The sequence below is a fragment of the Pseudomonas sp. NPDC087615 genome (assembly GCF_044743445.1).
Classification (GTDB): Bacteria; Pseudomonadota; Gammaproteobacteria; order Pseudomonadales; family Pseudomonadaceae; genus Aquipseudomonas; species Aquipseudomonas baetica_A.
Map to the genome: position 1 here is coordinate 208,140 of NZ_JBIUWM010000002.1, position 24,539 is coordinate 232,678.

The window sequence follows — 24,539 nt, forward strand, 5'->3', positions numbered from 1 at the left end:
GTAGACGGCATACCCCAGGCCTTTCTACACTGCCCGTATTCCGGGGAGCGGGGGCAGTGAATGAATCGCAATGAACTACGCAAGGCCGACATCAACCTGATGGTGGTCTTCGAAACCTTGATGCTCGAGCGCAACGTGACCCGGGCGGCGGAGAAGCTGTTTCTCGGTCAGCCGACCATCAGTTCGGCGCTCAACCGTTTGCGCACGATGCTCAACGATCCGTTGTTCATTCGTGTCGGGCACCGCATGGAGCCGACGGCCCGCGCTGAAGATATCTTCCGTCACCTCAAACCGGCGCTGGATTCGTTGTCAGTGGCATTGAGCCTGACCCGTGATTTCGATCCTGCGGTCAGTACCATGACGTTCCGCATCGGTCTGTCCGATGACGTCGAATTCGGCCTGTTGCCGCCGGCGTTGCGCGCTTTGCGTCAGGAAGCACCGAACGTGGTGTTTGTGGTGCAACACGTCGACTACTGGCGAATTCCCGATCTGCTGGCCGCCGGCGACATCACGGTCGGTATCAGTCAGACCCGTGGCCTGCCGGCCAACGCCAAACGCAAACTGTTGCGGCACATTCAGCCGAGCATCTTGCGTGCCGACGCCTGCGATACACCGCTGACCCTCGATGAATATTGCGCACGTCCCCACGTCCTGGTGTCCCACACCGCCAACGTCAGTGGTTTCGCCGACGAGTGGCTGGCAGAGCTTGGCCGTACCCGTCAGGTGGTGCTGTCGGTGCCGCAATACAGCGCGCTGCCGGCGTTGTTGGCCGGCACGGACCTCATTGCCAGCCTGCCGGATTACGCCGCCGCCGCCATGGCCACCTCCGGGTTGCTGTTCAAGGAACCGTTCCCGTTCAAGACGCCGACACTCGACCTGTCGATGGTCTGGCTCAGCCACGTCGACAGCGACCCGGCGGAGCGCTGGTTGCGTTCGCGGCTTGAAGCCTTGATGAGCGAGCGGCCCCCGACACCGCTGTAAAACACACGGCATAGCCCTGTGGGACGGTGTTCAACTTGCCGGGAGGGTGTCTGCCTGCTTTGCTGTGAAATATGAATCTGGCGGAGACCTGTGCCATGAGCATCACCCGTTCGTTGTTGCGTGGGCGCGGCAGTCTCGACAGTGGCAAGGTTGGCATGGTCGAGCTGTTTTTCGATCTGGTGTTCGTGTTCGCCGTCACTCAGTTGTCGCATTCCTTGCTCGCCCATTTATCGATTCTCGGCGCGGTGCAGGTAGCGTTGCTGATGGTCGCAGTGTGGTGGGTGTGGATCTTCACGTCCTGGATCACCAATTGGCTCGACCCGGAAAAACTACCGATCCGTATCGGGTTGTTTGGCTTGATGATTGCCGGTTTGTTGCTCTCATCGGCCATTCCCAAGGCATTCACCGAACGCGGCTTGATGTTCGCTGCAGCGTTTGTGTTCATGCAGGTCGGGCGCACGTTGTTTGCCATTTGGGCGGTGCGCGGCGAATCGCTGAGCATGACCCGCAACTTTCAGCGCATCCTCGTCTGGCTGATGCTGTCCGGGGTTTTCTGGATGGCCGGGGCGTTTGTCGAGGCAGAGCAACGCCTGTGGTGCTGGTCGGCGGCTTTGTTGATCGAGCTGATTTCGCCGTCGCTGTATTTCTGGGTACCGGGCCTTGGGCGTTCGTCGCTGAGCGACTGGAACGTCGAAGGCAATCACATGGCCGAGCGCTGTGGCTTGTTTGTGATCATTGCCCTGGGTGAGTCGTTGCTGGTGACCGGCGCGACGTTTGCCGATTTACCGCTGAGTGCTGGCGGATTGCTCGCCTTTCTCGTCTCGGTGCTGGGCAGCATCGCCATGTGGTGGGTGTATTTCGACAGCGGCGCCGAACGCGCGCACCATCGCATCGCTCATTCCACTGATCCTGGGCGCCAGGCGCGGATCGCTTACACCTATCTGCATGTGCTGATCGTTGCCGGGGTGATCGTCAGTGCCGTGGCCGATGAGCTGGTGCTGGTGCACCCGGATCACGCCAGTGACGCTGGCATCCTCGCCATCATTGCCGGACCGTGGTTGTTTTTGCTCGGCAATGCGCTGTTCAAATGGGTCATGGCCGACCGGCTGCTGCCACCCTTATCGCATCTGGCCGGGCTGGTTCTGCTGATGCTGTCCTTCCCATTGGCGTTGAATCACTGGTTTTCAGCGTTGCAACTGGGCGCGCTGACCACGACGATCGTGATCGTGGTCGCTGTCTGGGAAACCTTGGCGCTACGTCAGACATCGTCACCCGTGGTGTCAGAAAAAGCCTCAAGGGAGTAGGGCGCAGCTGTGTTATATGTACGGCCTTTCTGCCGCCCGACTGGAGCATCCCGATGCCACACCTGCACATGGAATACACCGCCAACCTGCCGCAACTGAACGCTGATGTCGCGTTGATCCGGCTCAACAACACCTTGGTGGGTTCCGGTCAGTTCGCGGCAGAGTTCGATATCAAGAGCCGTGCGGTGAAAGTGGAAACCTTCAAGGTTGGCACCACCATGGGCCAGCGTGCTTTCGTGCATGTGAAACTGGCCCTGCTCAGCGGCCGTTCGCCGGAGATCAAGAAACAGCTGTCGCAAAGCCTGCTGACGGTGTTGCAAGAACTTTGCGAATGGCCTGCCGACATTGAGGTGCAGTTGTGCGTTGAACTGCTTGATATCGACCGTGATTGCTACAGCAAAACCGCCATTGGCATGTAAGCGTCAGGCCGCATCCAGCTCGCTGCATACCTGGATTATCTGCTCGCGGAGCCAGACGTTGGCGCTGTCCTGATCGACGTTCTGGCTCCACTGCATGTCGAGCGTGAACCCCGGCAAGCCGTTGGGCGCCTCACAGTGGTTAAACACGGCTTCGTTGGTCAGTAAACGCTGAATGCGTCGGGGCAGGGTGAGGATGAAGTCGGTGCCGGTGATCAATTTCAACGCGGCACTGTAGCTGTTCGAGCGCGCCACAATCTGGCGTTTCTGGGCCTGTCGCGCGAGCCAGCCATCGACCATGTTGGTGGTGGAGGTCCAGGGTGTCGGGAACACATGCCGGCGTTGGGTGAAGGCTTGCAAGCTCAGGCGCGGTTCCAGTGGCGTGGCGCGCTTGTCGAAGACGCAGACCAAATCATCTTCCAGCAGCATCCGAGACTTCAGGTCAGCGTGGTTGCGGTGGAAGTTGGGGCCGAAGCTGATCACAAGATCGAGGCTGCCGTCGCGTAGCTCATCCGCTGGCACATCGGTTTCAAACTTGTGCATGTTGACCATCACCGGCAAATCATTGAAGTCGAAGCGCTTCAATAAACGCGGCAGGATCAGTTGTTCGAAGTATTCCGGGGCACAGATGTTGAAAGTGACCGCTTGCTGGGTAGGATCAAACACCGGGGCGCCGGCGTGGCAAAGATTGATGCTCTCGAGAATCTTCTGTACATGGCCGTACATGGTGCAGGCCTTGTAGGTCGGACGCATGCCGGTGCGTGTGTTGATGAACAGTTCGTCTTCGAAACTGGTGCGCAGTTTTTTCAGGCAATAACTGACGGTGGACTGGCTGACAAACAGCGTTTCCGATACATCGGTGACGCTGTTCTGCTCATACACGGCGATAAACACCATGAGATCCTGCATGTCGAGCTTTCGAAGCAAGTTACTGTTCAGCATCCGTTCTGTCTCGCTGTGCTCCTTGCGCTGAATCCGCGCAAACGTGTGCGAACGATCCTAGCGGAACGATGGTGCCAGGAGAAAGCCCTGTAGGATATTTCACGGACAGTTGTGGGACAGAAAGTTTTAGCAACACGACGTCGTCCGACAAAGCGCTAAAACATGGCCAGAAGCCTTCAGTTACTGCGTGCTTGCGGTCACCGGATATGTCGTTGGTAATGCCGGGGATCGAAACGCAACACCATCAGCAGCATGACCACCATCATGGCCGTCAGCGCCCCCCAGGCCCATTCGAAGCTGCCCAGTTGATCGCGGACCATCCCGGCCAGTAATGGTGAGAGGCCGGCAATCAGATAACCAATGCCTTGCACGAATGCGGTGAGGCCACCGGCGCGCTGCGGGTTGTCGAGGTGGTCGAGGGCGACGATCAGACTCATCGGAAACAACCCGCCAATGCCCAGGCCCAACAGGCACGGCCACAGCAGGCTGAGGTGTTGCGGGATGAGGATCAGCCCGCAGAAACCGGCGATGATCAGGCCGAGCAGCGCCATCAGTACCACGCGCCGATCACGGCTGCGATTAGCGATAGCCGGGACTATGAGTCCGGAAATGACCTCCATGGCCGTCAGAAAACCTAACAACAGCCCTGCGTTTTGTTCGCTCCAGCCTTTTTCCACGTAGTACGGTGCCAGCCAAGCGAGTACACAGGTGTAGGACGCTGTTCCCAGACCGAAGAAGATTGCGAGTAACCAGGCGCGAGCATTGGAGAAAAACGATTCGTTTCTCGCCGCCCCCGTCATGGTGTTTGGCAGTGACCTGCGTTGCGACCACCAGAACACGAACGCCAGCAGCGCCAGCGCCGCCCAAATGGCCAAGCCCAGGCGCCAGCTACCGGTTTGTACCCTCACCAGTGGCGCGAATGAGGCCGCAATCGCCGCGCCGCCCATGATCGAGGTGACATACAAGCCCATGCACAGCGCCACGTTGTCGGCGAAGCGCGATTTGATCAGCGCCGGCATCAACGCCTGAATCAGCGCGATGCCGATGCCCGCCAACATGGCGCTGACAATCAGGTCGCCAGCCGAGTCGATAAACAGCCGTGACAGCGTCGCCAGAGCAATGATCAGCAGCGACAGCAGCACCGTGCGCTGTTCACCCAGGCGCTGACTGATACCGATACCGAAAAACATCGCCATTCCCATGGTCATCACCGGCAACATGGTCAGCAACGACGCGAGGCTGAAGCTCAACGGGATGTCGCCGCGAATCGCCGAAAGCAGTGGCCCGACGGCTGCCATCGACGGTCGCAGATTGAGGGCGACCAGAATGATCGCGAGCATTAGCCCGACGGCGGGGCGGGAGGTGGTGCGGATGTGTTCCATCGTCAGGCCTTTGATATCAGGGCTGAGGATTAGGCGCGTGGCCACTCGGTGCGGGCAAACCAGAAAATCCGCTGCTGTATTTAAATATTCGATAACCGCGAATCCCCCTCCGTGGGCTTGCTCGCGCCCACAGGGGGGGGGGCGAGCAAAGAACAGAAGCAAATCTGAACCACTCTCAAATACTTTACGGATGTTGACTTATTACCAAGCCCTAACTATTCGTTGGCGTCTTTTTCACGAAAAATTGATGGTTGCCTGTCTACAGTTTGGCAGGCCTTGGTTAATGAATTTTTCACAATTAACCGGGGCTCTTCTTTTCAGGAATAACCCACCACTATGTTGAAGTTAGATTCCGTGCGCCCGGAGTGGGTGACGTTGATTGCCAGTGCCTTTCTGTTGATCGGTTTCAATTTTGTGCTCTGGCAGCACCTGGTCGAGATCACAGCCGCAGATGGCAACGGCGTTGCCATGCGCGTGGCTTTCGGCGTGATGATCCTTGCCGCGTTCAACATCGTGCTGACCTTTCTCGCCTTTCGTCCGCTGCTTAAGCCGATTCTGACACTGATGTTCTTGATCAGTGCCGGTGTGGCTTATTTCATGAGTCAGTATGGCGTCATGATTGATGCGGGTATGCTTCGTAACTTCGCCGAAACCAATGCCACGGAAGTTCGTGATCTGCTGTCGTTGAAGTTGTTTGCTTACTTGCTGTTTCTTGGTGTGTTGCCTTCCTGGTTGTTGTGGAAAGTGCCGGTCAACTATCGTCGCTGGCATCGCGAGTTGTTCAGCAAAGTTATTGTCAGTTTCGTATCGGCTGCCGTGATCGGTGGGGTTGCACTGGCCAACTATCAGGGGCTTTCCTCGCTGTTTCGCAATCATCATGAATTGCACTTGATGCTGGTGCCGAGCAACTACATTGGCGCGTCAGCCGGTTACCTGCGTGAGCAAGTAGCCTCGGCGCACCAGCCGTTCGTCAAGATCGGCGAGGACGCCCAACGCAATCCGGACTTGAAAGTACAGCCACGCAAATCCCTGACCGTGCTGGTCGTGGGGGAAAGTGCCCGGGCGCAGAACTTCGGCATCCTGGGTTATAACCGTGACACCACGCCAAAACTGGACAAGGAAGCCGGGCTGATCGCGTTCACCGACGTACATTCCTGCGGCACTGAAACGGCGGTCTCGGTGCCGTGCATGTTTTCCAACATGGACCGCAAGGATTACGACGCCAGCAAGGCCAAGAACGAAGAAGGCCTGCTCGACGTGCTCAAGCGTGCCGGTATCGACGTGATCTGGCGCGATAACCAGTCTGGCTGCAAAGGCACTTGCGATCGGGTCACGCTGCAGGATGTCAGCAACCTCAAAGACCCGGCGCTGTGCGCCAACAGCGAATGCCGTGATGAAATCCTGCTGCAAGGTCTGCAAGGCTTTATCGATCATCTGGACAAGGACACTGTGTTGGTTCTGCATCAGATGGGCAGTCATGGCCCGGAATACTTCAAGCGCTATCCGAAGGAGTACGAACACTTCACACCCGTCTGTGAAAGTAACGCGCTGAACAATTGCAGCCGAGAAAGTATCGTCAATGGTTACGACAACACGCTGGTTTACACCGACCATGTGTTGTCGAGCCTGATCGATGTACTGCGCGCCAATCAGGACAAGGTTGATACCGCCATGTTGTACCTGTCGGATCACGGCGAGTCATTGGGCGAATACAATTTGTTCCTGCACGGCACGCCTTACATGCTGGCGCCGGAGCAACAGAAACATGTGGCGATGCTGGCGTGGTTCTCTGACAGTTATCAGAAGGCTTATTCGGTCGATACTCACTGCCTGCAAATGAACCGAGACAAACCGTTGAGTCAGGACAACCTGTTTCACTCGATGCTCGGCTTGCTTGAAGTACGCAGCAAGGTTTATCAGCCGGGCCTGGACATGTTTGCCGGTTGCCGTGGCGCAGGGATTGATGGCGTGTTGGCCAAGGACTGAGCAGTTTCGGGCCCGTTGTCCTGATACGACGGGCCTGCCTGCTTCCTCTATCAGACTATTCTTGCTGTTTGGCAGGACATTTCGTTACAGCTCTTGTCCTTCGCAGGCGCGTAAATCGCCAGTGGCGATATATACTGCGCGCCATTCTTCAAGGGAGAGCCGTGTGGCCATCGATATTCACTGGATTCGCGACAACGAAAGCCTCGCGCAATTTTGCGCCGAGTGGCAGCAACTGCCTTTCGTGGCCCTCGACACCGAATTCATGCGGGTCGACACCTTCTACCCGATTGCCGGCCTGTTGCAGGTGGGTGACGGCAAACGCGCCTACCTGATTGATCCGCTGACCATCAACGCCTGGCAACCGCTGGCCGCGTTACTGGAAAATCCGGCGGTACTCAAGGTTTTGCACGCGTGCAGCGAAGACCTCGAAGTCCTGTTGCGCCTGACCGGCAGCATGCCGGCGCCGCTGTTCGATACCCAACTGGCCGCGGCTTACTTGAACCTCGGTTTCTCGATGGGCTACTCGCGGCTCGTGCAGGCCGTGCTCGGCATCGAACTGCCCAAAGGTGAAACCCGCTCCGATTGGTTGCAGCGACCGTTGTCCGAGACACAAATCAGCTATGCCGCCGAAGATGCCGTGCATCTGGCGGAGGTTTTCGTCCAGCTGCGTCCGAAACTGTCTGACGACAAATTCAACTGGGTTCTGGAGGACGGCGCCGAGCTGGTTGCCAACCTGCGTCGGGAAACCGATCCATACGAGGTGTATCGCGAGGCCAAACTGGCGTGGAAACTGTCCCGCGCGCAACTGGCCGTGCTGCGTGAACTGTGTGCCTGGCGCGAGCGCGAAGCCCGCGCCCGAGACCTGCCGCGCAACCGCGTTGTGCGTGAGCATTCGCTGTGGCCGCTGGCCCGTACGCAACCGGACTCTTTGAGTGCGCTGGGCAAGATCGAAGACATGCACCCGCGTACCGTGCGTCAGGACGGCGAATTTCTACTTGATCTGATCAAGCGCTCTGGCAGTGTGGGCCCCGATCAATGGCCGCCTGCGGTGCCGGAACCGTTGCCGATCGAAGCGGCTACGTTGATCAAGCAATTGCGCGCGCTCGGTCAGGCCGAAGCTGAACGCCTGAACATCGCGCCAGAACTGATGCTGCGCAAGAAAACCCTCGAAGCACTGCTCAAGAGCGGTTTCCCCGAGGGCCCTTACCAATTACCTGAGTCGCTGCGTGGCTGGCGCCGCGAACTCATGGGTCAGAAGCTGCTCGACAGCCTGGCCACCGCCGGAGAACAGCCTTGAAACGTATTTGCTCCATTTACCAAAGCTCCAAGCGCAGCGGCATGTACCTTTATGTACTCAAAAGCGATGCACTTGAACAAGTGCCCGAAGCGCTGATGCTGGCCTTCGGCAAAGCCAAACATGCTTTCGATCTGGTGCTGTCACCCGAGCGCAAACTGGCCAGCGAAGACATCGTTGTGGTCCTGGAAAACCTCGAAAAGCAGGGCTATCACTTGCAAATGCCGCCGGCTGAGGATGAGTACATCGAACACTTGCCTGAAGAGTTGCTGCGACGCAACGACCCGATCTGATTGGCGGGGCCCTGTTCTGGGCCTCTGGTAACCCTGGAACTGTTTTTACCGCGATGACCGCCCGAAATACGGCGGTTGTCTGCACGGTTTGCGAAAGGTTTGAAGATGCGCGTTCTGATTGCTGAACACGACCACGCGATATACGCCCGGCTGCTGCGTCAGGCAGCGCCGGAGCTCGAAGTACTGACCAGCGGCGACTCCGCTGAACTGGCTCGTCAGGCCACCGATTGTCCGGTTTGGCTGGGGCAGCCGGATCTGCTAGCGACCCTGTTGCGTCAGGGCCATCAACCCCAATGGCTGCAATCGACCTGGGCCGGTATCACGCCACTGCTGGCTGATGGCTTGCGCCGCGATTACCGCTTGACCCGCGCGGTGGGAATTTTTGGTCAGGTGATGGCCGAATACGTGCTGACTTACATGCTCGGCCACGAACGCGAAGTGTTGGCGCGTCTGGTCAGCCAGGTCGAGCGCAAGTGGGACAACCGCACGGGCCAGAGTCTGGTCGGACGCAAGGTGCTGATCGTCGGCACCGGCGACATCGGCCTGAGCGTGGCGCAGTTCCTGCGGCCGTTTGGCGTCGAGTTGTACGGTATTGCCAGCAGCGCCCGAGAGCAGGCGCCGTTTGTCGAAGTGGGCTCGATGGCCGATTTGCCACGGCTGGTAGGCGAAGTGGATTACGTGGTCAACCTGTTGCCCAACACCGAACACACCCACGATATCTACGACGCGGCGCTGTTCAAGCAATTCAAATCGACCGGGTTGTTCATCAATGCCGGGCGCGGTGTCGCGGTGGTCGATGCGGATCTGGTGGAGGCCCTGAAGGAAGGGCATCTGGCGGGCGCGGTGGTCGACGTCTGCCGGCAGGAGCCGTTGCCGCAACGTCATCCATTCTGGACGGCGTGGGGCTTGTTGCTGACCGGCCACAGCTCGGCGCCGACTTCACCAGCGTTGATGGTGCAGTTGTTTGTCGACAACCTGCGGGCGTATCAGGCCGGTGAGGCGTTGCGCGGGGAAGTGGATTTCAACCGCGGCTATTGAGTTTCCCCGATCCAATAGTGGGAGCGGGCCTGCTCGAGAAAGCGGTGTTTCAGTCACCAGAAACGTTGACTGACACGCCCTCTTCGCGAGCTAGCCTGCTCCCACTGTTTTTTTGTGTTGCCGCTTAGAGGGTGAAGTCACCTTCAGCCGCCAGTTCGCTCAGCGGACGACGTGGGCTAGGCTCCTCGCGTGCTTGCAGGTAATCGGCCAGGGTCGCCTTGTCCCCCAGCTTGCCCACCGCCACGGCGGCGTGCAGTGCGTAACCTTCTGGAATGTTCAGCTCCTGGCGGGTCAGTTCCTGATCAAAACCGGCCATGCCATGGGTGTGCCAACCGCTGATGCTCGCTTGCAGCGCCAGATGGCCCCACGCCGAGCCCGTATCGAAAGTGCTCCACAGTGCCGGGGTTTCTTCAGTCGCGCCTGGGGCGGTGAAGGTGGTTTTGGACATGACGATCACCAGCGCCGAGGCATGTTGCGCCCAACTGCGGTTGAATTCGTTGAGCAGGCCCAGATAGCGCTCCCAGTTCGGTGTATCGCGGCGCGCGTAGAGAAAACGCCATGGCTGCGAGTTGTAGGCCGACGGCGCCCAGCGTGCGGCTTCGAAAAAGCTCAGCAGGGTTTCTTCCGGGATCGCTTCGCCGGTAAAGGCGCGGGGCGACCAGCGATCGGTGAATTGCGGGTGAATGGCGTAATCGGCAACGCGAGGGTTGGCACTCATCAAGAAATTCCTGGCTACGTTTTTAAAAGAAGCGAGGCAAAACCCTACTGGGCGGCGCTTGGGCTGACAAGCGCGTTTTACCGACAGTCGCCAGCGCTTGGCCCGCAAGCCCGCTGGCACTAGACTGGCGGCCTTTTCACCACCTGATGTTGATGCTTGAGCCATGGCCGCCAAAGTCGAACCGTTCTGGAAACGCAAAACCCTCGATCAACTGGATCACGAGGAATGGGAATCGCTGTGCGACGGCTGTGGCCTGTGCTGCCTGCAAAAGCTTGAGGATGAGGAAGACAACAGCGTCTATTACACGCGCATCGCCTGCAAACTGCTGGATCTGAAAACCTGCCAGTGCAGCGATTATCCGAATCGCATCAAGTTTGTCCCGGACTGCATCCAGCTCACGCCGGGGCAGGCCGAAGCGTTCAAATGGTTGCCGCCGACCTGCGGTTATCGGCTGGTCAGCGAGGGCAAGGATCTGCCGTTATGGCATCACCTGGTGTGCGGTGATCGCGATGCGGTGCACCACGAGCGGATTTCCCAATCCGGGCGCATGCTCGCCGAAGGCAGCGTGCCGGAAGACGACTGGGAAGATCATCTGATTTTTCGGGCCGGCTAAGCGTCCACGGATTCAAGTTTCAACAAGGAGTGTGTATGGCTGTGGGAATGCGGCGGGCGTTGATCGCCGGGCTGCTGGCGTTGAGCGCGCCGGTGTGGGCGGCGAAGAAAGTCGACCTGGATTATCACGTTCGCTTGTTGCCAAAAAGCGATCAGGCTGAGGTGCGTTTGACCCTGGCCAAGGGCGCTGTTGTGCGCAGCCTCGATTTCGACCTCGGCGACGGCAGCCATTACAGCGACTTCAAGGCCGATGGCCAATGGCAACTGACGCCGGGCAAGCAGGCGCGCGGAGTCTGGCGTCCGACGAGCGAAAAGGCCAGCCTGACCTATCGCGTGCGCATCAGCCACGGCCGCAAGAACGGCAGCTTCGACACTCGCATGACGTCAACTTGGGCATTGATGCGCGGTGACGATTTGGTGCCGCCGGCCAAGCTGGATCAACAGGACGGCACCGAACTGGTCTCGCGCCTTCAATTTGAATTGCCCGACGGCTGGAAAAGCATCGAAACCGCCTGGCCACGCATCGGCAAGAACAAATTCCGCATCGACAATCCATCACGCTTGTTCGACCGCCCGACCGGTTGGATGCTGGCCGGCCACCTCGGCAGCCGTCGCACCCGGTTGGGTGAAACCGAAGTCACCGTGGCCTCGCCGCAAGGGCAGGGGATGCGCCGGATGGACGTGCTGACGTTGCTGACGTTTGTCTGGCCGCAAGTGCAGGCGCTGTATCCGCGCCATCCGGCCAAACTGTTGGTCGTCGGCGCCAGCGATCCGATGTGGCGCGGCAGCCTGGGCGCGCACGAGTCGATCTATCTCAACACGCGTTTGCCGTTGGTCAGTGAGAGTGGCAGCAGCGCGCTGGTGCGTGAGTTGGCTCAGGTGTTCGCACGAATCAATGACGAGCAGCGCAGCGACTGGATCAGCGAGGGTTTTGCCGAGTTTTACGCGATCGAACTGGTGCGCCGTGCTGGCGGCATGAGCGATGAGCGCTATCAGAGTTTGCAGGCGAAATTGGCCAGGGATGGCGCAAAGGTCACGACGCTGCGCGGCGAACAGATCAGCCCGGCGCAGGTTTCAAGGGCGGTGGTGATGTTGCAGGAGCTCGATGGCGAGATTCGCTTGAAGACGCGCAACAAGCGCTCGCTGGATGACGTGTTGCGTGGGGCGATGCATCTGGGGACGGTGAGTACCAAGGCGTTTGTGCAACTGGCCGAGCGTGTTCTGGGCGAGTCTTCCAAAGTGCTTGATAGCGCTTTACTTCAGTAACATCGCCACTCGCGAGCAGGCTCGCTCCCACATTTGATCTGTGTCGAACACAAAACCAGTGTGGGAGCGAGCCTGCTCGCGAAGAGGCCGGTAACCTCACAGCAAATCCTGAATCAGCCCCCGGCTTTCGGCGATTTCACCGAATCATTGCCAGTCACCGTCGCCGTGCTGGTCGCCGCCTCGGCATTGGCCTTCAGCTTGCTCAACTCTTCCCCGGCACGCTCGATCCTGGCCCGCACGTTATTCATGTCCTGACGGCTTTTCTCGTACAGGCTTTTCACCGAACTGTGCCCGGTAATCCCCCGAGCCATGGCCACACCGCCGATCGCTACTTGAATCAAACCGAAAACGCCGCCACGGCGCAGGCCCTTGCCGACCATGATCACGCCGCCGGCCAGCGAGCCGATACGCTCCCAGCCTTCGACGTTCTGTTCGGAACGGCTCTGAAACGGGGTGGATTCGATACGTTCGACGCGTTTGAGCTCGGTCATGATCTTTCTCCAGGCATTGGGTAATGGATAAACAAGCTGACTGCGCGGGCGGACAGCTTGTTCCATCGGATGTGTGACGTTTTAGCGGAATTTCGGCCCGGAGCGGGTGTTCAGGCCCTTGGCCATGCGGTCGTAGAGCACGACGTTGACCGTGGCGGCGAGGTTCATGCAACCGGTGGTCGGGATGTACACGACGTCTTCGCACCAGTCGCGGATCTCTTTATCCAGCGAGCCGTCTTCAGGGCCGAAGATGTAGAGCGCGCGATCCGGGTGGGTGTATTCCGGCAGCGGACGGGCGCCTTCGACCAGTTCCACGGCGACGGGCACGCAGTTGAGCGGCAGGATCTTTTTCAGGTCATCAATGCCGATCAGCGGGATGTCGTAGTGCACGCGTTTGGTGTCGGTAACGAAGTCGGCGGCGCGATCATAGCGCTTGCCGGTGTAGAACACGGTCGACACGCCATAACAGCCTGCGGCGCGCATCACCGAACCGACGTTCTCCGGTGATTTGGGGTTGTACAAACCAATGCAGCTGTAACGTTTGTCTGCCACGAGCGGGGAGCCTTCGGGAAAAAGAGGGCGATTATACGGGGATTGGGTGGTTGTGGTCAGGTCATGGATTGGCGGTACCTGGGCGGGCGCCTTCGCGAGCAAACGCGCTCCCGCATTGGATCGACGTTGTACACAAAACCAATGTGGGGCTTGCTCGCGAAGAGGCCCGTCAGGCCAATGAAGATCTTTACTCTTCTTTTTTCATCAGCCCGGCCAGCGCCGCAAACGGGTTATGCGTCGCTTTGGCAATCGTCGGCGTGCTCAGCGAGCCTTCGCTGAAATATTGCTGGTCGGTGTAACGCGAGTGTTCGTTGTCGTGGCAGTACAGGCACAGCAACTCCCAGTTCGAACCGTCCTGCGGGTTGTTGTCGTGGTTGTGGTCACGATGATGCACGGTCAGTTCGCTCAGACGCTTGCCGGAAAACTCACGGGTGCAGCGACCGCAGACGTGCGGGTACATTTTCAGGGCCTTGTCGCGGTAGCCCATTTCCTTGTCGCGCTGGTTGTCGGCGAGGATGCGATCCAGCTTCGACGTGTTGGTTGGGGTGGACGAACTCATGGGTTCACCTTTGTAGAAAGACTGATGACGGTTATGTTCGCAGTTTAGCTCAGCCTTTGAGCTTCTCGGCAATCCAGATCGTATGGCGGGTGCCCTTGTTGCCGTGGGCGAAGACCTGCACTTCCTCAGCCTTGAAACCGGCCTTCTTCAATTTGTCGGAAAACTGCCGATCGGCGCTGGCCGACCACACGGCCAGCACGCCTTTGGGGCGCAGGGCCTTGGCGCACGCATTGAGCCCGGCGGCGGAGTACAGCCAACTGTTGGCCTTCTGCGTCAGGCCTTCGGGGCCGTTGTCGACGTCGAGCATGATCGCGTCGAAGCCATTGGGTTCGCTTTGCAGCACCTTGGCGACATCGTCCTGACGGATCACTGTGCGCGGGTCGAGCAGGGGGCGGCCGGATTTTTCACCGAGCGGCCCACGATTCCATTCGACCACGCCCGGTACCAGTTCAGCGACCACCACTTCAGCGCTCTTGCCCAAGTGCTTGAGCGCCGAGGCGAGGGTGAAACCCATGCCCAGCCCGCCGATCAGCACCCGCGAATCCGGTCGGCCGGCGACCTTGCGGCAAGGGATCTCGGCCAGCGCATCTTCTGAACCGTGCATGCGCGTGTTCATCAATTGCCCGCCATCGCCGCCCTGAATTTTGATGACGAAATCCTCGCCATATTCGAACAGGCACAGGGCACCGCCGTTTTCAGGGATCGGCGTGGTGTCGAGCAGAACGAAACGTTTCATGGAAATCTCTACAAGGGGGAAGGCAAGCAGGCCCGTTGGGAGTAGCCTGAGCGCAGACTAAGGCCAACGGAGCCCTTGATGAAGCGCACCATTCTAACGGTCATTGCCCTGGCCGCGCTCTCGATTAGTGCCGTGCAGGCGCAGCAGACCATTCCGGTCAGCCCAATGCCGCAACCCGGTTCGCCCGGCACCGCAACGCCAACACCCTATCCGCAGATCACGCCGATCAATATTCCCAAGTCTGGCGCCGGCAGTGGTAGCCCGCCGCTGGTGCCGATCGAAATGCCAAGTCCGCCGAGCAAGGATCAGCCGGTGCCGGGCATTGAACCGACCGGCACCAAAGCCAAATCTCCCGGCGGTTAGACCTGTTGCGCCGCCAGTTGACCGTCGGCCATGCGCAGGCGTTTGGAGAGGGATACAGCGAGGGCGCGGATGATTTTGGCGGCGATTTTCGGTGCGTCGTTGAGCATTTTTTCCAGCGAGTCTTTGCCCAGGTTGAGCAACTGACAGTTGCTCGCCGCGATGCAGGTCGCCGAGCGCCGTTCGCCGTCGAGCACGGCCATTTCGCCGAATGCCCGGCCGCTGCGCAGGGTGGCCATGGTGATGGTCTGGCCGTCGGGGCCGGTTTTCTGCACGGCCACCTGGCCGGTGTGGAGGATGCACATGAAGCTGCCAGCATCGCCCTCGCGGAAGATGGCTTCGCCCTCGGCCACCGTGCTGATGCTGAAGTAGCCGGAGGCGGCGGCGAAGTCTGCAAGTTGCAATTGATCGAACAGACCGCAGTCCATCAGCCAGTCGCGGATTTCGTTGTTCAGTAAAGTGGGCTCAGACATGTCTTGGCGATCTTTTTGTTTTCACATTTTCGAGGCTGTACATCGACCTTTGTGGGGTATCGGCCTCTTGGGTCTGTAGTTAAGACCCAAGTGACCGACGGAGTTCCTCAGGCCAGCCCCAAAACCTTGAAGACAAATGCATATTCGAGCGCTACGTCACGTAATCCTTGATAACGCCCGCTCATCCCACCGTGCCCGGCGCCCAACTCTGTCTTGAGCAGCAGTGGGTTGTTGTCGGTTTTGGTCGCGCGCAGTTTCGCTACCCACTTGGCCGCTTCCCAATACTGCACGCGGCTGTCGTTGTAGCCGGCGATCACCAGCGTCGCCGGGTAGTCCTGCGCGGCGACGTTTTCGTACGGTGCGTAAGCCTTGATGCGTTCATAGACGTCCGGCTCTTCGGGGTTGCCCCACTCGTCGTATTCGGTGACGGTCAGTGGCAGATCCGGGTCGAGCATGGTGTTGAGTACGTCGACGAACGGTACTTCGGCAATCGCTACGCCGAACAGATCCGGACGCTGGTTGAGCACGGCGCCAATCAACAGGCCCCCGGCGCTGCCACCGCTGATCGCCAGTTTTTGCGCTGTGGTGATGCCGTTGAGAATCAGGAACTCGGCGCAGGCAATGAAATCGCTGAAAGTGTTGTGTTTGTGTTCTTGCTTGCCGGCGCGATACCAGGCTTCGCCCAGCTCACCGCCGCCGCGCACATGGGCGATGGCGAAGGCCATGCCGCGATCGAGCAGGCTCAGGCGTGCATGGGAAAACCACGGGTCGAGGCTTGAACCGTATGCGCCGTAACCGTACAGGTACAGCGGCACCGGTTTGCCTACCATTTCGCGCTTCATCACCAGACTGATCGGCACTTGCGTACCGTCCGGCGCGTTCGCCCACAAACGCTGACTGACGTAGGCGTCGGCGTCGAAATGGCCGAGCACCGGGGTTTCTTTCAGCACGGTTTGCTCGCCGGTCGCGAGGATCAGTTGGCGCACTTGGGCCGGACGGTTCAACGCCTCGTAACGCAGGCGAATCCGGTCACTTTCAAACTCCAGGCTGTTTTGCACATAGAGGCTGTAGGCCGCGTCCGGCAATTGCACGCGATAAGGCGCCAGACCGTGTGGGTGAACTTCGATGATCGGCAAGCCACCTTCGCGCAGGCTCAGGGTCATGGCTTGGGTGTTGAGGCTCACGTCGTCGAGCATCACGCTGTCGCTGTGCGCGATCAGGTTCTGCCAGTCGGCTTCACTCGGCGCGACGCCGGTGTCCGGCGCCTGATACAGCGCGTAATTGATGCCGTCGCGGTTGGTGCGGATAAACCATGTCCACTCGCCATCGAGCAGGCCGTGATCGACATCGTATTCGTGATCCTCGACCCGTGGCGCCAGGCAAGTGAAGGGCTGATGCGGCTGATTGGCGTCCAGCGCCCAGACTTCGCTGGTGGTCTTGCTGCCCAGCGACAGCAGCAATTGCTGTTCGGAGCTGGAGCGATAGCAATGCAGGAAGAAACGTCCGTCTGCTTCGTTGAACACCTCTTCGGCAGCGGTGCCGTCGAGGCGATAACGGAACAATTTGTGTGGGCGGTGAGTGTCGTCCAGCACGCCGAAGAACAAGGTCAGGCTGTCGTTGGCCCAGGTCATGCTGCCGTCGCAATCCTCGAAGGCCAGTTCGCTGACCTTGTCGTTGGCCAACTCCTTGACGAACAGCGTGTAAACCTCCTCGCCCGAGGCGTCGACGCTGTAGGCCAGACGCTGGTGATCGGGGCTGATGCTGAACGCGCCAAGCGAAAAGAACCCGCCATTGGCTAGCACGTTCGGGTCGAGCAGCAATTGCTCGCGGCTTTCGTCGAGGGTCAGGCTGTCGTCGGCAGGACGCGGGCAGCGGTAGTGCCGGGCGTATTCGTCACCGGCGGTGGTGCGTGTGTAATACAGATACGGCCCCCATGGCGAGGGCAGGGACAGGTCGGTTTCGAGGATCCGGCCCTTGATCTCTTCGAACAGCGTTTCGCGCAGTTGCGCCTGATCGGCGGTTTGCGTCTCTTGCCAGGCGTTTTCGGCCTTGAGGTAGTCGAGCACCGCGTCGGTGTCGCGCTCCTGCAGCCAGGCATACGGGTCGGCGCCGGCGGCCTTGTGGGCAATCGGGGCACTGATGGCGTTCGCGGATTCAGGCATGAATGGCTCTCGGACAATGTACGGAATAGGGGGTTTCGCAGCTCTGGGTACCAGCGCAAACCCTGTGGGAGCGAGCCTGCTCGCGAAAGCGGTGGGTCAGACAACAATGTTTCAACTGACAGTCCGTATTCGCGAGCAGGCTCATCCCACAGGTTGTGTGTCTATTGGGACAAGCCTGGCGGGCGAAAAGTCGTTACTATAAGCGCCTCTTTGCCTGCCTTGCCATGGACACCATGACCGAGAACGACTATCTGATCGCCTGGGGCCTCTACGCCTTTGCCGCTGTAGGCTGCCTGTTGGTATGGATGCGCCTGACCCGCTGGATGTGGCGCTGGCTGCGCGAGCCGCTGCGTGTCTTGATGGCGGTGCTGTTGTTCAGCCCGACCATCATTGACCCGGTGAAGGAAAAGGTCGCTCCGGCCATTGCCATCACCACGCTGGATCTGGCGTTCAAGGTCGGCAACAACGCCTGGCGGGCGATTTCCGACCTGTTCATGTACGGCATGATCGCCTTTGGTATTTACCTGGTTTTCGTGCTGATCCGCTTTCCGATCGAGCGTGCTTCACGCGCTCGCCGCGAACAGGCTGAAGCCACCAAAGCCGCCAACGCCGCAGCCCGCGCGGATGAACGCGACGATGATCAGCCGTTCGGCGGTGCCGGTGATGACCGTTACGGTCGTGCGCCAGTGCCGAGCAATCCGCAGCGCATGCGGGTCGAGCCGCGTCTGTAACCCGAGAGCCCGCACATGTGTGAATTACTGGGCATGAGTGCCAACGTGCCGACCGACATCGTGTTCAGCTTCACCGGGCTGATGCAGCGCGGCGGTCGCACCGGCCCGCACCGCGACGGTTGGGGCATCGCGTTCTATGAAGGCCGTGGCTTGCGCCTGTTCCAGGACCCGGCCGCCAGTTGCGAGTCGGAAGTGGCCAATCTGGTGCAGCGTTATCCGATCAAGAGCGAAGTGGTCATCGGCCATATTCGTCAGGCCAATGTCGGCAAGGTTTGCCTGTCCAATACCCATCCGTTCGTCCGCGAACTGTGGGGACGCAACTGGTGCTTTGCGCACAACGGTCAACTCGCCGATTTCACCCCGATCAAAAGTTTCTATCGTCCGGTCGGCGATACCGACAGCGAAGCGGCATTCTGCGATTTGCTCAACCGCGTGCGTGCAGCGTTTCCGGAACCGGTCGATATAGAAGTGCTGTTGCCGGACCTGGTCGCCGCGTGCGCCGACTACCGCAGCAAAGGCGTGTTCAACTGCCTGCTCAGCGATGGTGACTGGCTGTTCTGCTATTGCTCGACCAAACTGGCACAGATCACCCGACGCGCACCGTTCGGCCCGGCGCGATTGAAGGATGTCGATGTGATTGTCGATTTCCAGGCCGAAACCACGCCCAACGACGTGGTCACGGTGATTGCCACCGAGCCTTTGACCGAAAATGAAAACTGGACCCGCTACGAACCGGGCCAATGGAGCCTGTGGCGACGCGGCGAATGCGTAAGCCAGGGCACTACCGAATAAGGATTGCACCCCATGTTGCTCAGTTATCTACGGCTGGTGTTGTTTGCGGCGGGCCTGTTGATTGGTGTCCAGGTGCCTGGGTTCATCAACGATTACGCGAAACGGGTCGAGGCGCATCTGATCGAGGCGCAGACCGGCCTGCGCGGTTTCCAGGGCACGGCCGAGCAATTCTTCAAGGGCGACTTGCAGGCGCTGGTCGCCCATTACCGCGCCAGTGAAGACCCAGTGTTTCGCAGCGATGCCGACAGCCTGAGCACGTTGCTCAATCGTCAACTGGCGCTGGATAAACAGTTCCAGGCGATGCAGGGGCCTTGGTACATCCGCTTCCTGCAAGTGGTGCTGGCTGCCGATCCGGATATTCGCAAGGAAACCTGGAACGGCTACAGCTATCAGATTCTGCTGACCCCGGAAGCGATGATCTGGGGCATGAGCGGGGCGTTGCTGTTGTCGTTCGGCATTGAATGCCTGTTCCGTCTGATCGACTGGGTGGTGCTCGGTGGCAAGCGCCTGCGCCAGAGCCGGCCTATCGAAGACCGCGATGTGCGCGGGTTGTAAGGGCGCAGTCGCTGTGGCGAGGGGATAAATCCCCCTCGCTGCTCAGTCGGTCAATGTGATGTAGCGCTCGCCCACCTTGCGCGCATACCCTGCCAGCACCTGCTGACACAACGACACAATCTCCTCGACCCAATCCACGCCCACCCGCCACGACACCACCACCTGCAAGTTCGATGGCCGTTGGTCGATGGCGAGCAAGGTCAATTCCCCCCGCGTCAGCTCTTCGGCCACCAGCACCGGTGGCAGCGCGCCAATGCCGAATCCATCGCGCAACAAGCGCGTGATCGCCGACACCGAATTCACACAATTCAAGCGTGGCGTCAGCACGCCGTTGGCCTGCATTAACGCCAGAACGTCCTGATGCGGCCGAGAGTTTTTCGAGTAGGTGATGATCCGTTCCTGGGCCAGATCCGCAAGGCTTGAAAAGTCGCGGTTGTAGATCGAATTGCTCGCCACGATCCAGCCCAGCGGATGGCTGGCCAGCTCCAGACTGCGCACGCTTTCATGACGCACCAGATCGGTTTGCAGGATCAGATCGAGAAAGCCTTTTTGCAGCTGATCGCAGAGGTTCAGCGACGTATCGGCCACCAGCTCGATTTCCACCCGTGGATACAGATCGGTCATCTGCGCCACCAGGGGGCTGAGCCAAGTGTGGATGACGGTGTCCATCACGCCAATGCGCACCCGGCCGACCTTGCTCGAACGGGTTTCGATCGATTGCTTGAGCGCGCTCATGGTGTCGAGCATCTGTTCGGCATAGTCCAGCACTTTCAGACCTTCGGGCGTCAGGCTGACCCCGCGTGAATCGCGCAGAAACAGCTTCACCCCCAACTCGCTTTCAAGCACCGCAATGCGGCTGGAAATCGACGCCTGAGTGGTGAAAAGCTTGTCGGCGGTCAGGCGAAAACTCTTCAGTCGGGCGACCCAGACAAAGGTCTCGAGAAACTTCAGGTTCATGGGCAAGGCTCGGGTGACAAGTTTTTCTTATGCCTAAGGCGGGTTTTTATTCGTTGGACGCAGCAGGGCCATGGGACGAAAAATCGGCGCATCCGGTTCCCACGATAGGCGTCGTCGGGGCTTCGAACAAGACTAATAAAAACCTGCGGAGATTGGCCATGAGTGCTCCCGACACCCTTCCAGACACACTCGATACACCCACGGCTACGGCGCGTCCGGGCCCGTTCGACTGGTATCGCAACATCAACAAGCAGGAGCGCCGGACCTTCTGGAGCTGCAAGATCGGCTACGGTCTGGACGGCATGGACACGCAGATGCTCAGCTTCGTGGTGCCGACCCTGATTGCGATGTGGGGCATCACCACAGGCGAAGCCGGGCTGATTCACACTTGCACCCTGATCGCCTCGGCCATCGGCGGGTGGGTCGCCGGGATTCTTTCCGACCGCATCGGGCGCGTGCGCACTTTGCAGCTGACGGTGCTGTGGTTCGCCTTCTTTACCTTCCTCTGCGGCTTCGCTCAGAACTACGAGCAATTGCTCATTGCCCGCACCCTGATGGGCTTTGGATTCGGTGGCGAGTGGACCGCCGGTGCCGTGTTGATCGGCGAGGTGATCCGCGCCAAGGATCGCGGCAAAGCAGTGGGCATGGTGCAATCCGGTTGGGCATTGGGTTGGGGGCTGACGGCGATTCTGTATGCGCTGCTGTTTTCGGTACTGCCGCCGGAAGACGCCTGGCGCGCGCTGTTCATCCTCGGCATCGTGCCGGCGATTTTTGTGATCTTCGTTCGGCGTTTGGTCAAGGATCCGGAGATCTATCGCGAAGCCAAGGCTGCGCAAACCCCGGAAAACCCGGCGAAGTTCTACGAGATTTTCGCGCCCGGCATGCTTTCCACCACGATTCGCGCCTCACTGCTGACCACCGGCGCGCTCGGTGGGTACTACGCGATCACGTCCTGGTTGCCGACCTTTCTCAAGAATGAACGCGGTTTGAGCGTGCTCGGCACCGGTGGTTATCTGGCGATGGTGATCGTCGGCTCTTACGTCGGTTACGTGATCAGCGCCTATCTGACCGACCTGTTGGGTCGCAAAAAGAACTTCGTTCTGTTCGCCGTGGGCTCTTTCACCATCGTTCTGCTCTATACGCAGATGCCGGTGAGCAATGGTGTGATGCTGTGGCTGGGCTTCCCGCTGGGCTTCTTTGCTTCGGGAATCTTTAGCGGCATGGGCGCGTTTCTCACTGAGCTGTTTCCAACGCGGATTCGTGGTTCCGGCCAGGGCTTTTGCTACAACATCGGCCGGGCGCTGGCGGCGTTGTTTCCATTGCTGATCGGTCTGCTCAGCCAGAAAGTGCCATTGAGCATGGGCATCGGTGCCTTCGCTGCGGTGTCCTACGGCGTGGTGATTCTTGCTGCATTGAGCTTGCCGGAGACTCGCGGCAAGCAACTCGATGCGCAGTAACTGATAACCTGCGGGGACTGCCCAATCGGCAAATGTCCTACGGATAAAAAGACAAGAAGCTACAGGAGTGTTCACCGTGAGCCGCCTGCTATTGAATTGCGACATTGGCGAGAGCTTCGGCAACTGGACCATGGGTCTGGACGCCGAGATCATGCCCTTTATCGACTGCGCCAACGTGGCCTGCGGCTTTCATGCCGGCGACCCGAGCATCATGCGCAAAACCGTTAGCCTGGCCCTGAGCCACGGCGTGCAGATCGGCGCACATCCGGCTTATCAGGATCTGGTCGGGTTCGGCCGCCGTTCCATGGCGTATTCCATTCAGGAACTGCAAGACATCCTGCATTACCAGATCGGCGCCCTCGACGGCATTTGCAAGGCGCAGGGCGGGCGGGTCAGTTATGTCAAACCGCACGGCGCGATGTACAACGACATGATGGCCAACCCGGCACAGTTGCGCGCAGTGATTCAGGCGGTTGCCGCTTACGACCAGACGTTGCCATTGATGTTGATGGCCACCCGCGACAACTCGGCAGCGCAGCAGCTCGGGGACGAATACGGCGTGACCCTGTGGTTCGAAGCCTTCGCCGACCGCGCTTACGACAGCGCCGGCAAACTGGTCTCGCGGCAATTGCCAGGGGCGGTGCATCACGATGCGCAAACAATCATTGAACAAGCCCTGATCATTGCCCGCGGCGCCTCGCTCACTGCGAGCGACGGTAGCGCGTTGTACCTGCAAGCCAACACCCTTTGTGTGCATGGCGATAACGCCAGTTCGGTGGCTGCCGTGCAACGCATCCGCGAGGCGTTGAACCAGCAGAGCGCGTCATGAACCCAAGGATTGAAATCGTGGCGCTGGACTGTCTGATGCTGCGCCTGTTCGATGAAATCGCCGAGGCCAACATGCCGTGGATGCTCGCCGCCAGTGAGCGCTTGCGTGCAGGATTCGGCCAGCAACTGATCGATCTGGTGCCGTCCTACACCACGCTGATGGTGCATTACGATCTGCTGGCCCTGAGTCCGAATCAGGCTCGGGCATTGATTGCCGAGGCGTTGATCGACCTCTCGCCGAATGTGCGAACCGGCGGCCAGTGCCATGTCTTGCCGGTCTGGTACGACTTGAGCGTCGGGCCGGAGCTGAGCTTGCTCGCTGAGCGAAGCGGGCTGGCGGTGGAGGAGGTGATCCGTCGTCACAGTGCCCGGGAATACCAGGTGTTCGCCCTTGGGTTTGCACCGGGGTTTGCCTTCATGGGGCTGGTCGAAAAAATTCTGGCCGCCCCACGCCTGAACACCCCGCGCAAGAAAGTCGCCGCCGGCAGTGTCGGCATCGCCGAGCGCCAGACGGCCGCGTATCCGGTGGTGTCCCCCGGCGGCTGGAACCTGATCGGCCGCACCCCGGCGACACTGTTCGACCGTCATCGCGACGGCTACAGCCTGATGCAGCCCGGTGACACCGTGCGCTTCGAAGCAGTGAGCCATGCCGAGTTCATCCGTCTGGGTGGCGATGACACACCGCTGGAGGCACTGGCATGAGCCGATTGACGATTGAGGCTAGTACGCCGCTATGCCTGTTGCAGGACGCCGGGCGTTTTGGCGTGCGACATCTGGGCGTCACTCAGGGCGGCGCGGCGGACTGGCGCTCGATGAACTGGGCCAATTGGTTGCTGGGCAATGACCTGGGCATGCCGGTGATCGAAATTACCCTCGGCGGATTTACCGTGATGGCAGCAGAAGATTGCTTGCTGGCGCTGGCGGGGGCTGATCTCGGCGCGAACATCGATGGCCAGCCGTTGGCACCGTGGCGCAGTTTCAAATTGCACAAAGGGCAGACGTTGCAGTTCACCCGGCCACTGCTCGGTGCTCGGGCTTATCTGGCGGCCCCCGGTGGATTTGATGCGCCTAGGGTTCTTGGCAGTCATTGCACGGTTGTGCGCGAGGAACTCGGCGGTCTCGATGGCATGGGCCTGCCGTTGGCCAAAGGGGCGACGCTGAGCTATCAGGGCGCAACTTTTTTGATTCGGGAAGTGCCACTGGAGCATCGGCCGGATCTGCGGCTGAATGCGCCGCTTGATCTTGTGCTCGGTGCGCAGATTGGCCAGTTCAGTGGGCAGAGCCTGTTTGATGTGTTCAACAGTGACTGGACACTGGACAGTCGCGCCGATCGCATGGGCATTCGTTTGCTGGGCACGGCGTTGCAGTATCAGGGCCTGCCGATGATTTCCGAGGGCATTCCTCTCGGCGCGGTGCAGGTGCCGCCCGACGGGCAGCCCATCGTGTTGCTCAATGATCGGCAGACCATCGGCGGGTATCCGCGGTTGGGGGCGTTGACGCCATTGGCGTTGGCTCGTCTGGCGCAATGTCTGCCGGGAGAAAAAGTGAGATTGCGGCCGGTGGTGCAGGACGTCGCGCATCGCGAGCATGTCGATTATTTGCAGCGCTTTCTGAATCGCTAAAAGCATCGCGGGCAAGCCCGGTTAACACAGTG

General features: G+C 59.7%; 27 protein-coding genes. 17 read left to right on the forward strand and 10 right to left on the reverse strand.

From position 1 onward, the window contains the following. Positions 1-60 precede the first annotated feature (60 nt). The 3 genes from ACIOU6_RS02460 (at position 61) to ACIOU6_RS02470 (ending at position 2,704) form a co-directional block, all read left to right on the forward strand. Positions 61-981, forward strand: a complete 921-nt coding sequence (locus ACIOU6_RS02460) for a LysR family transcriptional regulator (RefSeq protein WP_221729396.1) — start codon at positions 61-63, stop codon at positions 979-981. Between the two features lie 95 nt (positions 982-1,076). Continuing rightward, positions 1,077-2,285, forward strand: a complete 1,209-nt coding sequence (locus tag ACIOU6_RS02465; RefSeq protein ID WP_401133530.1) for a low temperature requirement protein A — start codon at positions 1,077-1,079, stop codon at positions 2,283-2,285. Positions 2,286-2,338: 53 nt separating this feature from the next. Continuing rightward, positions 2,339-2,704, forward strand: a complete 366-nt coding sequence (locus ACIOU6_RS02470) for a 5-carboxymethyl-2-hydroxymuconate Delta-isomerase (RefSeq protein ID WP_221729394.1) — start codon at positions 2,339-2,341, stop codon at positions 2,702-2,704. Positions 2,705-2,707: 3 nt separating this feature from the next. Here ACIOU6_RS02470 and ACIOU6_RS02475 read toward each other — a convergent pair whose 3' ends face one another. Then, entirely contained in the window at positions 2,708-3,643 is a 936-nt protein-coding gene (locus ACIOU6_RS02475) for a LysR substrate-binding domain-containing protein (protein WP_401133533.1), read from the reverse strand. A 197-nt stretch (positions 3,644-3,840) separates the two neighbouring features. Next, positions 3,841-5,025: a cyanate transporter gene (locus ACIOU6_RS02480; protein ID WP_401133598.1), complete on the reverse strand. Its 1,185-nt coding sequence runs from the start codon at positions 5,023-5,025 to the stop codon at positions 3,841-3,843. Between the two features lie 336 nt (positions 5,026-5,361). On the opposite strand from ACIOU6_RS02480, the gene ACIOU6_RS02485 reads away from it, so the two are divergent. The 4 genes from ACIOU6_RS02485 to ACIOU6_RS02500 all read left to right on the forward strand — a co-directional run bounded on the left by ACIOU6_RS02485 (position 5,362) and on the right by ACIOU6_RS02500 (position 9,636). Next, positions 5,362-7,011, forward strand: coding sequence for a phosphoethanolamine transferase (locus ACIOU6_RS02485; RefSeq protein WP_401133535.1), 1,650 nt, complete (start codon positions 5,362-5,364; stop codon positions 7,009-7,011). A gap of 163 nt (positions 7,012-7,174) precedes the next feature. Then, positions 7,175-8,308, forward strand: a complete 1,134-nt coding sequence (gene rnd / locus ACIOU6_RS02490) for a ribonuclease D (RefSeq protein WP_221729391.1) — start codon at positions 7,175-7,177, stop codon at positions 8,306-8,308. Beyond that, the gene (locus tag ACIOU6_RS02495) at positions 8,305-8,598 is read left to right on the forward strand and encodes a YcgL domain-containing protein (RefSeq protein WP_221729390.1); all 294 of its coding nucleotides are present in this window, start codon (positions 8,305-8,307) and stop codon (positions 8,596-8,598) included. The genes rnd and ACIOU6_RS02495 overlap by 4 nt, the downstream gene beginning before the upstream one ends. A 105-nt stretch (positions 8,599-8,703) precedes the next feature. Then, complete coding sequence (locus tag ACIOU6_RS02500) at positions 8,704-9,636, forward strand: D-2-hydroxyacid dehydrogenase (RefSeq protein WP_401133539.1); 933 nt, start codon at positions 8,704-8,706, stop codon at positions 9,634-9,636. A gap of 124 nt (positions 9,637-9,760) precedes the next feature. Here ACIOU6_RS02500 and ACIOU6_RS02505 read toward each other — a convergent pair whose 3' ends face one another. After that, positions 9,761-10,354 carry a nitroreductase family protein gene (locus tag ACIOU6_RS02505; protein ID WP_221729388.1) on the reverse strand — a complete coding sequence of 198 codons (594 nt, stop codon included), beginning with the start codon at positions 10,352-10,354 and terminating at the stop codon, positions 9,761-9,763. A gap of 163 nt (positions 10,355-10,517) precedes the next feature. On the opposite strand from ACIOU6_RS02505, the gene ACIOU6_RS02510 reads away from it, so the two are divergent. Then, a complete protein-coding gene (locus ACIOU6_RS02510; RefSeq protein ID WP_047292311.1) occupies positions 10,518-10,967 on the forward strand; it encodes a YcgN family cysteine cluster protein in 450 nt (149 codons plus the stop codon). A gap of 35 nt (positions 10,968-11,002) precedes the next feature. After that, on the forward strand, positions 11,003-12,232 hold the full coding sequence (locus ACIOU6_RS02515) for a hypothetical protein (RefSeq protein ID WP_401133542.1): 1,230 nt from the start codon (positions 11,003-11,005) through the stop codon (positions 12,230-12,232). A 113-nt stretch (positions 12,233-12,345) separates the two neighbouring features. Here ACIOU6_RS02515 and ACIOU6_RS02520 read toward each other — a convergent pair whose 3' ends face one another. The 4 genes from ACIOU6_RS02520 to ACIOU6_RS02535 all read right to left on the reverse strand — a co-directional run bounded on the left by ACIOU6_RS02520 (position 12,346) and on the right by ACIOU6_RS02535 (position 14,570). After that, positions 12,346-12,723 carry a DUF2892 domain-containing protein gene (locus ACIOU6_RS02520; RefSeq protein ID WP_221729386.1) on the reverse strand — a complete coding sequence of 126 codons (378 nt, stop codon included), beginning with the start codon at positions 12,721-12,723 and terminating at the stop codon, positions 12,346-12,348. Positions 12,724-12,804: 81 nt separating this feature from the next. After that, the gene (locus ACIOU6_RS02525) at positions 12,805-13,275 is read right to left on the reverse strand and encodes an RNA methyltransferase (protein WP_221729385.1); all 471 of its coding nucleotides are present in this window, start codon (positions 13,273-13,275) and stop codon (positions 12,805-12,807) included. Between the two features lie 187 nt (positions 13,276-13,462). After that, complete coding sequence (locus ACIOU6_RS02530; RefSeq protein ID WP_221729384.1) at positions 13,463-13,834, reverse strand: YajD family HNH nuclease; 372 nt, start codon at positions 13,832-13,834, stop codon at positions 13,463-13,465. Positions 13,835-13,883: 49 nt separating this feature from the next. Then, the gene (locus ACIOU6_RS02535; RefSeq protein ID WP_221729383.1) at positions 13,884-14,570 is read right to left on the reverse strand and encodes a spermidine synthase; all 687 of its coding nucleotides are present in this window, start codon (positions 14,568-14,570) and stop codon (positions 13,884-13,886) included. A 78-nt stretch (positions 14,571-14,648) separates the two neighbouring features. Here ACIOU6_RS02535 and ACIOU6_RS02540 point away from each other — a divergent pair, with 78 nt between their 5' ends. Further along, on the forward strand, positions 14,649-14,933 hold the full coding sequence (locus tag ACIOU6_RS02540; protein ID WP_221729382.1) for a hypothetical protein: 285 nt from the start codon (positions 14,649-14,651) through the stop codon (positions 14,931-14,933). On the opposite strand, the gene ACIOU6_RS02545 is transcribed toward ACIOU6_RS02540, so the two are convergent. After that, positions 14,930-15,403, reverse strand: coding sequence for a cyclic nucleotide-binding domain-containing protein (locus ACIOU6_RS02545; protein WP_339431034.1), 474 nt, complete (start codon positions 15,401-15,403; stop codon positions 14,930-14,932). The two genes, ACIOU6_RS02540 and ACIOU6_RS02545, sit on opposite strands and share 4 nt — an antisense overlap. A 107-nt stretch (positions 15,404-15,510) precedes the next feature. After that, positions 15,511-17,565 carry a S9 family peptidase gene (locus tag ACIOU6_RS02550; protein WP_401133547.1) on the reverse strand — a complete coding sequence of 685 codons (2,055 nt, stop codon included), beginning with the start codon at positions 17,563-17,565 and terminating at the stop codon, positions 15,511-15,513. 224 nt (positions 17,566-17,789) lie between these two features. Here ACIOU6_RS02550 and ACIOU6_RS02555 point away from each other — a divergent pair, with 224 nt between their 5' ends. From ACIOU6_RS02555 to ACIOU6_RS02565, 3 genes are read left to right on the forward strand one after another with little or no spacing between them, the layout of a single operon-like run. Next, on the forward strand, positions 17,790-18,296 hold the full coding sequence (locus ACIOU6_RS02555; RefSeq protein ID WP_401133550.1) for an MFS transporter: 507 nt from the start codon (positions 17,790-17,792) through the stop codon (positions 18,294-18,296). 15 nt (positions 18,297-18,311) lie between these two features. After that, the gene (locus tag ACIOU6_RS02560) at positions 18,312-19,088 is read left to right on the forward strand and encodes a class II glutamine amidotransferase (RefSeq protein WP_221729379.1); all 777 of its coding nucleotides are present in this window, start codon (positions 18,312-18,314) and stop codon (positions 19,086-19,088) included. 12 nt (positions 19,089-19,100) lie between these two features. Further along, positions 19,101-19,643 (forward strand): DUF2937 family protein, encoded by a 543-nt coding sequence (locus ACIOU6_RS02565; protein WP_285416984.1) that lies wholly within the window; start codon positions 19,101-19,103, stop codon positions 19,641-19,643. A gap of 42 nt (positions 19,644-19,685) precedes the next feature. Here the strand turns inward: ACIOU6_RS02565 and ACIOU6_RS02570 are convergent, their stop codons facing one another. After that, a complete protein-coding gene (locus ACIOU6_RS02570; RefSeq protein ID WP_401133553.1) occupies positions 19,686-20,600 on the reverse strand; it encodes a LysR family transcriptional regulator in 915 nt (304 codons plus the stop codon). 158 nt (positions 20,601-20,758) lie between these two features. Between ACIOU6_RS02570 and ACIOU6_RS02575 the strand changes: the two genes are divergently transcribed. The 4 genes from ACIOU6_RS02575 (at position 20,759) to ACIOU6_RS02590 (ending at position 24,507) form a co-directional block, all read left to right on the forward strand. Further along, on the forward strand, positions 20,759-22,057 hold the full coding sequence (locus ACIOU6_RS02575) for an MFS transporter (protein ID WP_401133555.1): 1,299 nt from the start codon (positions 20,759-20,761) through the stop codon (positions 22,055-22,057). Positions 22,058-22,133: 76 nt separating this feature from the next. Then, a complete protein-coding gene (locus tag ACIOU6_RS02580; RefSeq protein ID WP_401133557.1) occupies positions 22,134-22,886 on the forward strand; it encodes a 5-oxoprolinase subunit PxpA in 753 nt (250 codons plus the stop codon). Continuing rightward, on the forward strand, positions 22,883-23,587 hold the full coding sequence (gene pxpB, locus ACIOU6_RS02585) for a 5-oxoprolinase subunit PxpB (protein WP_401133560.1): 705 nt from the start codon (positions 22,883-22,885) through the stop codon (positions 23,585-23,587). Before ACIOU6_RS02580 ends, pxpB begins: the two co-directional genes overlap by 4 nt. Then, a complete protein-coding gene (locus ACIOU6_RS02590) occupies positions 23,584-24,507 on the forward strand; it encodes a biotin-dependent carboxyltransferase family protein (RefSeq protein ID WP_221729373.1) in 924 nt (307 codons plus the stop codon). The genes pxpB and ACIOU6_RS02590 overlap by 4 nt, the downstream gene beginning before the upstream one ends. The last annotated feature ends 32 nt before the right edge of the window (positions 24,508-24,539 follow it).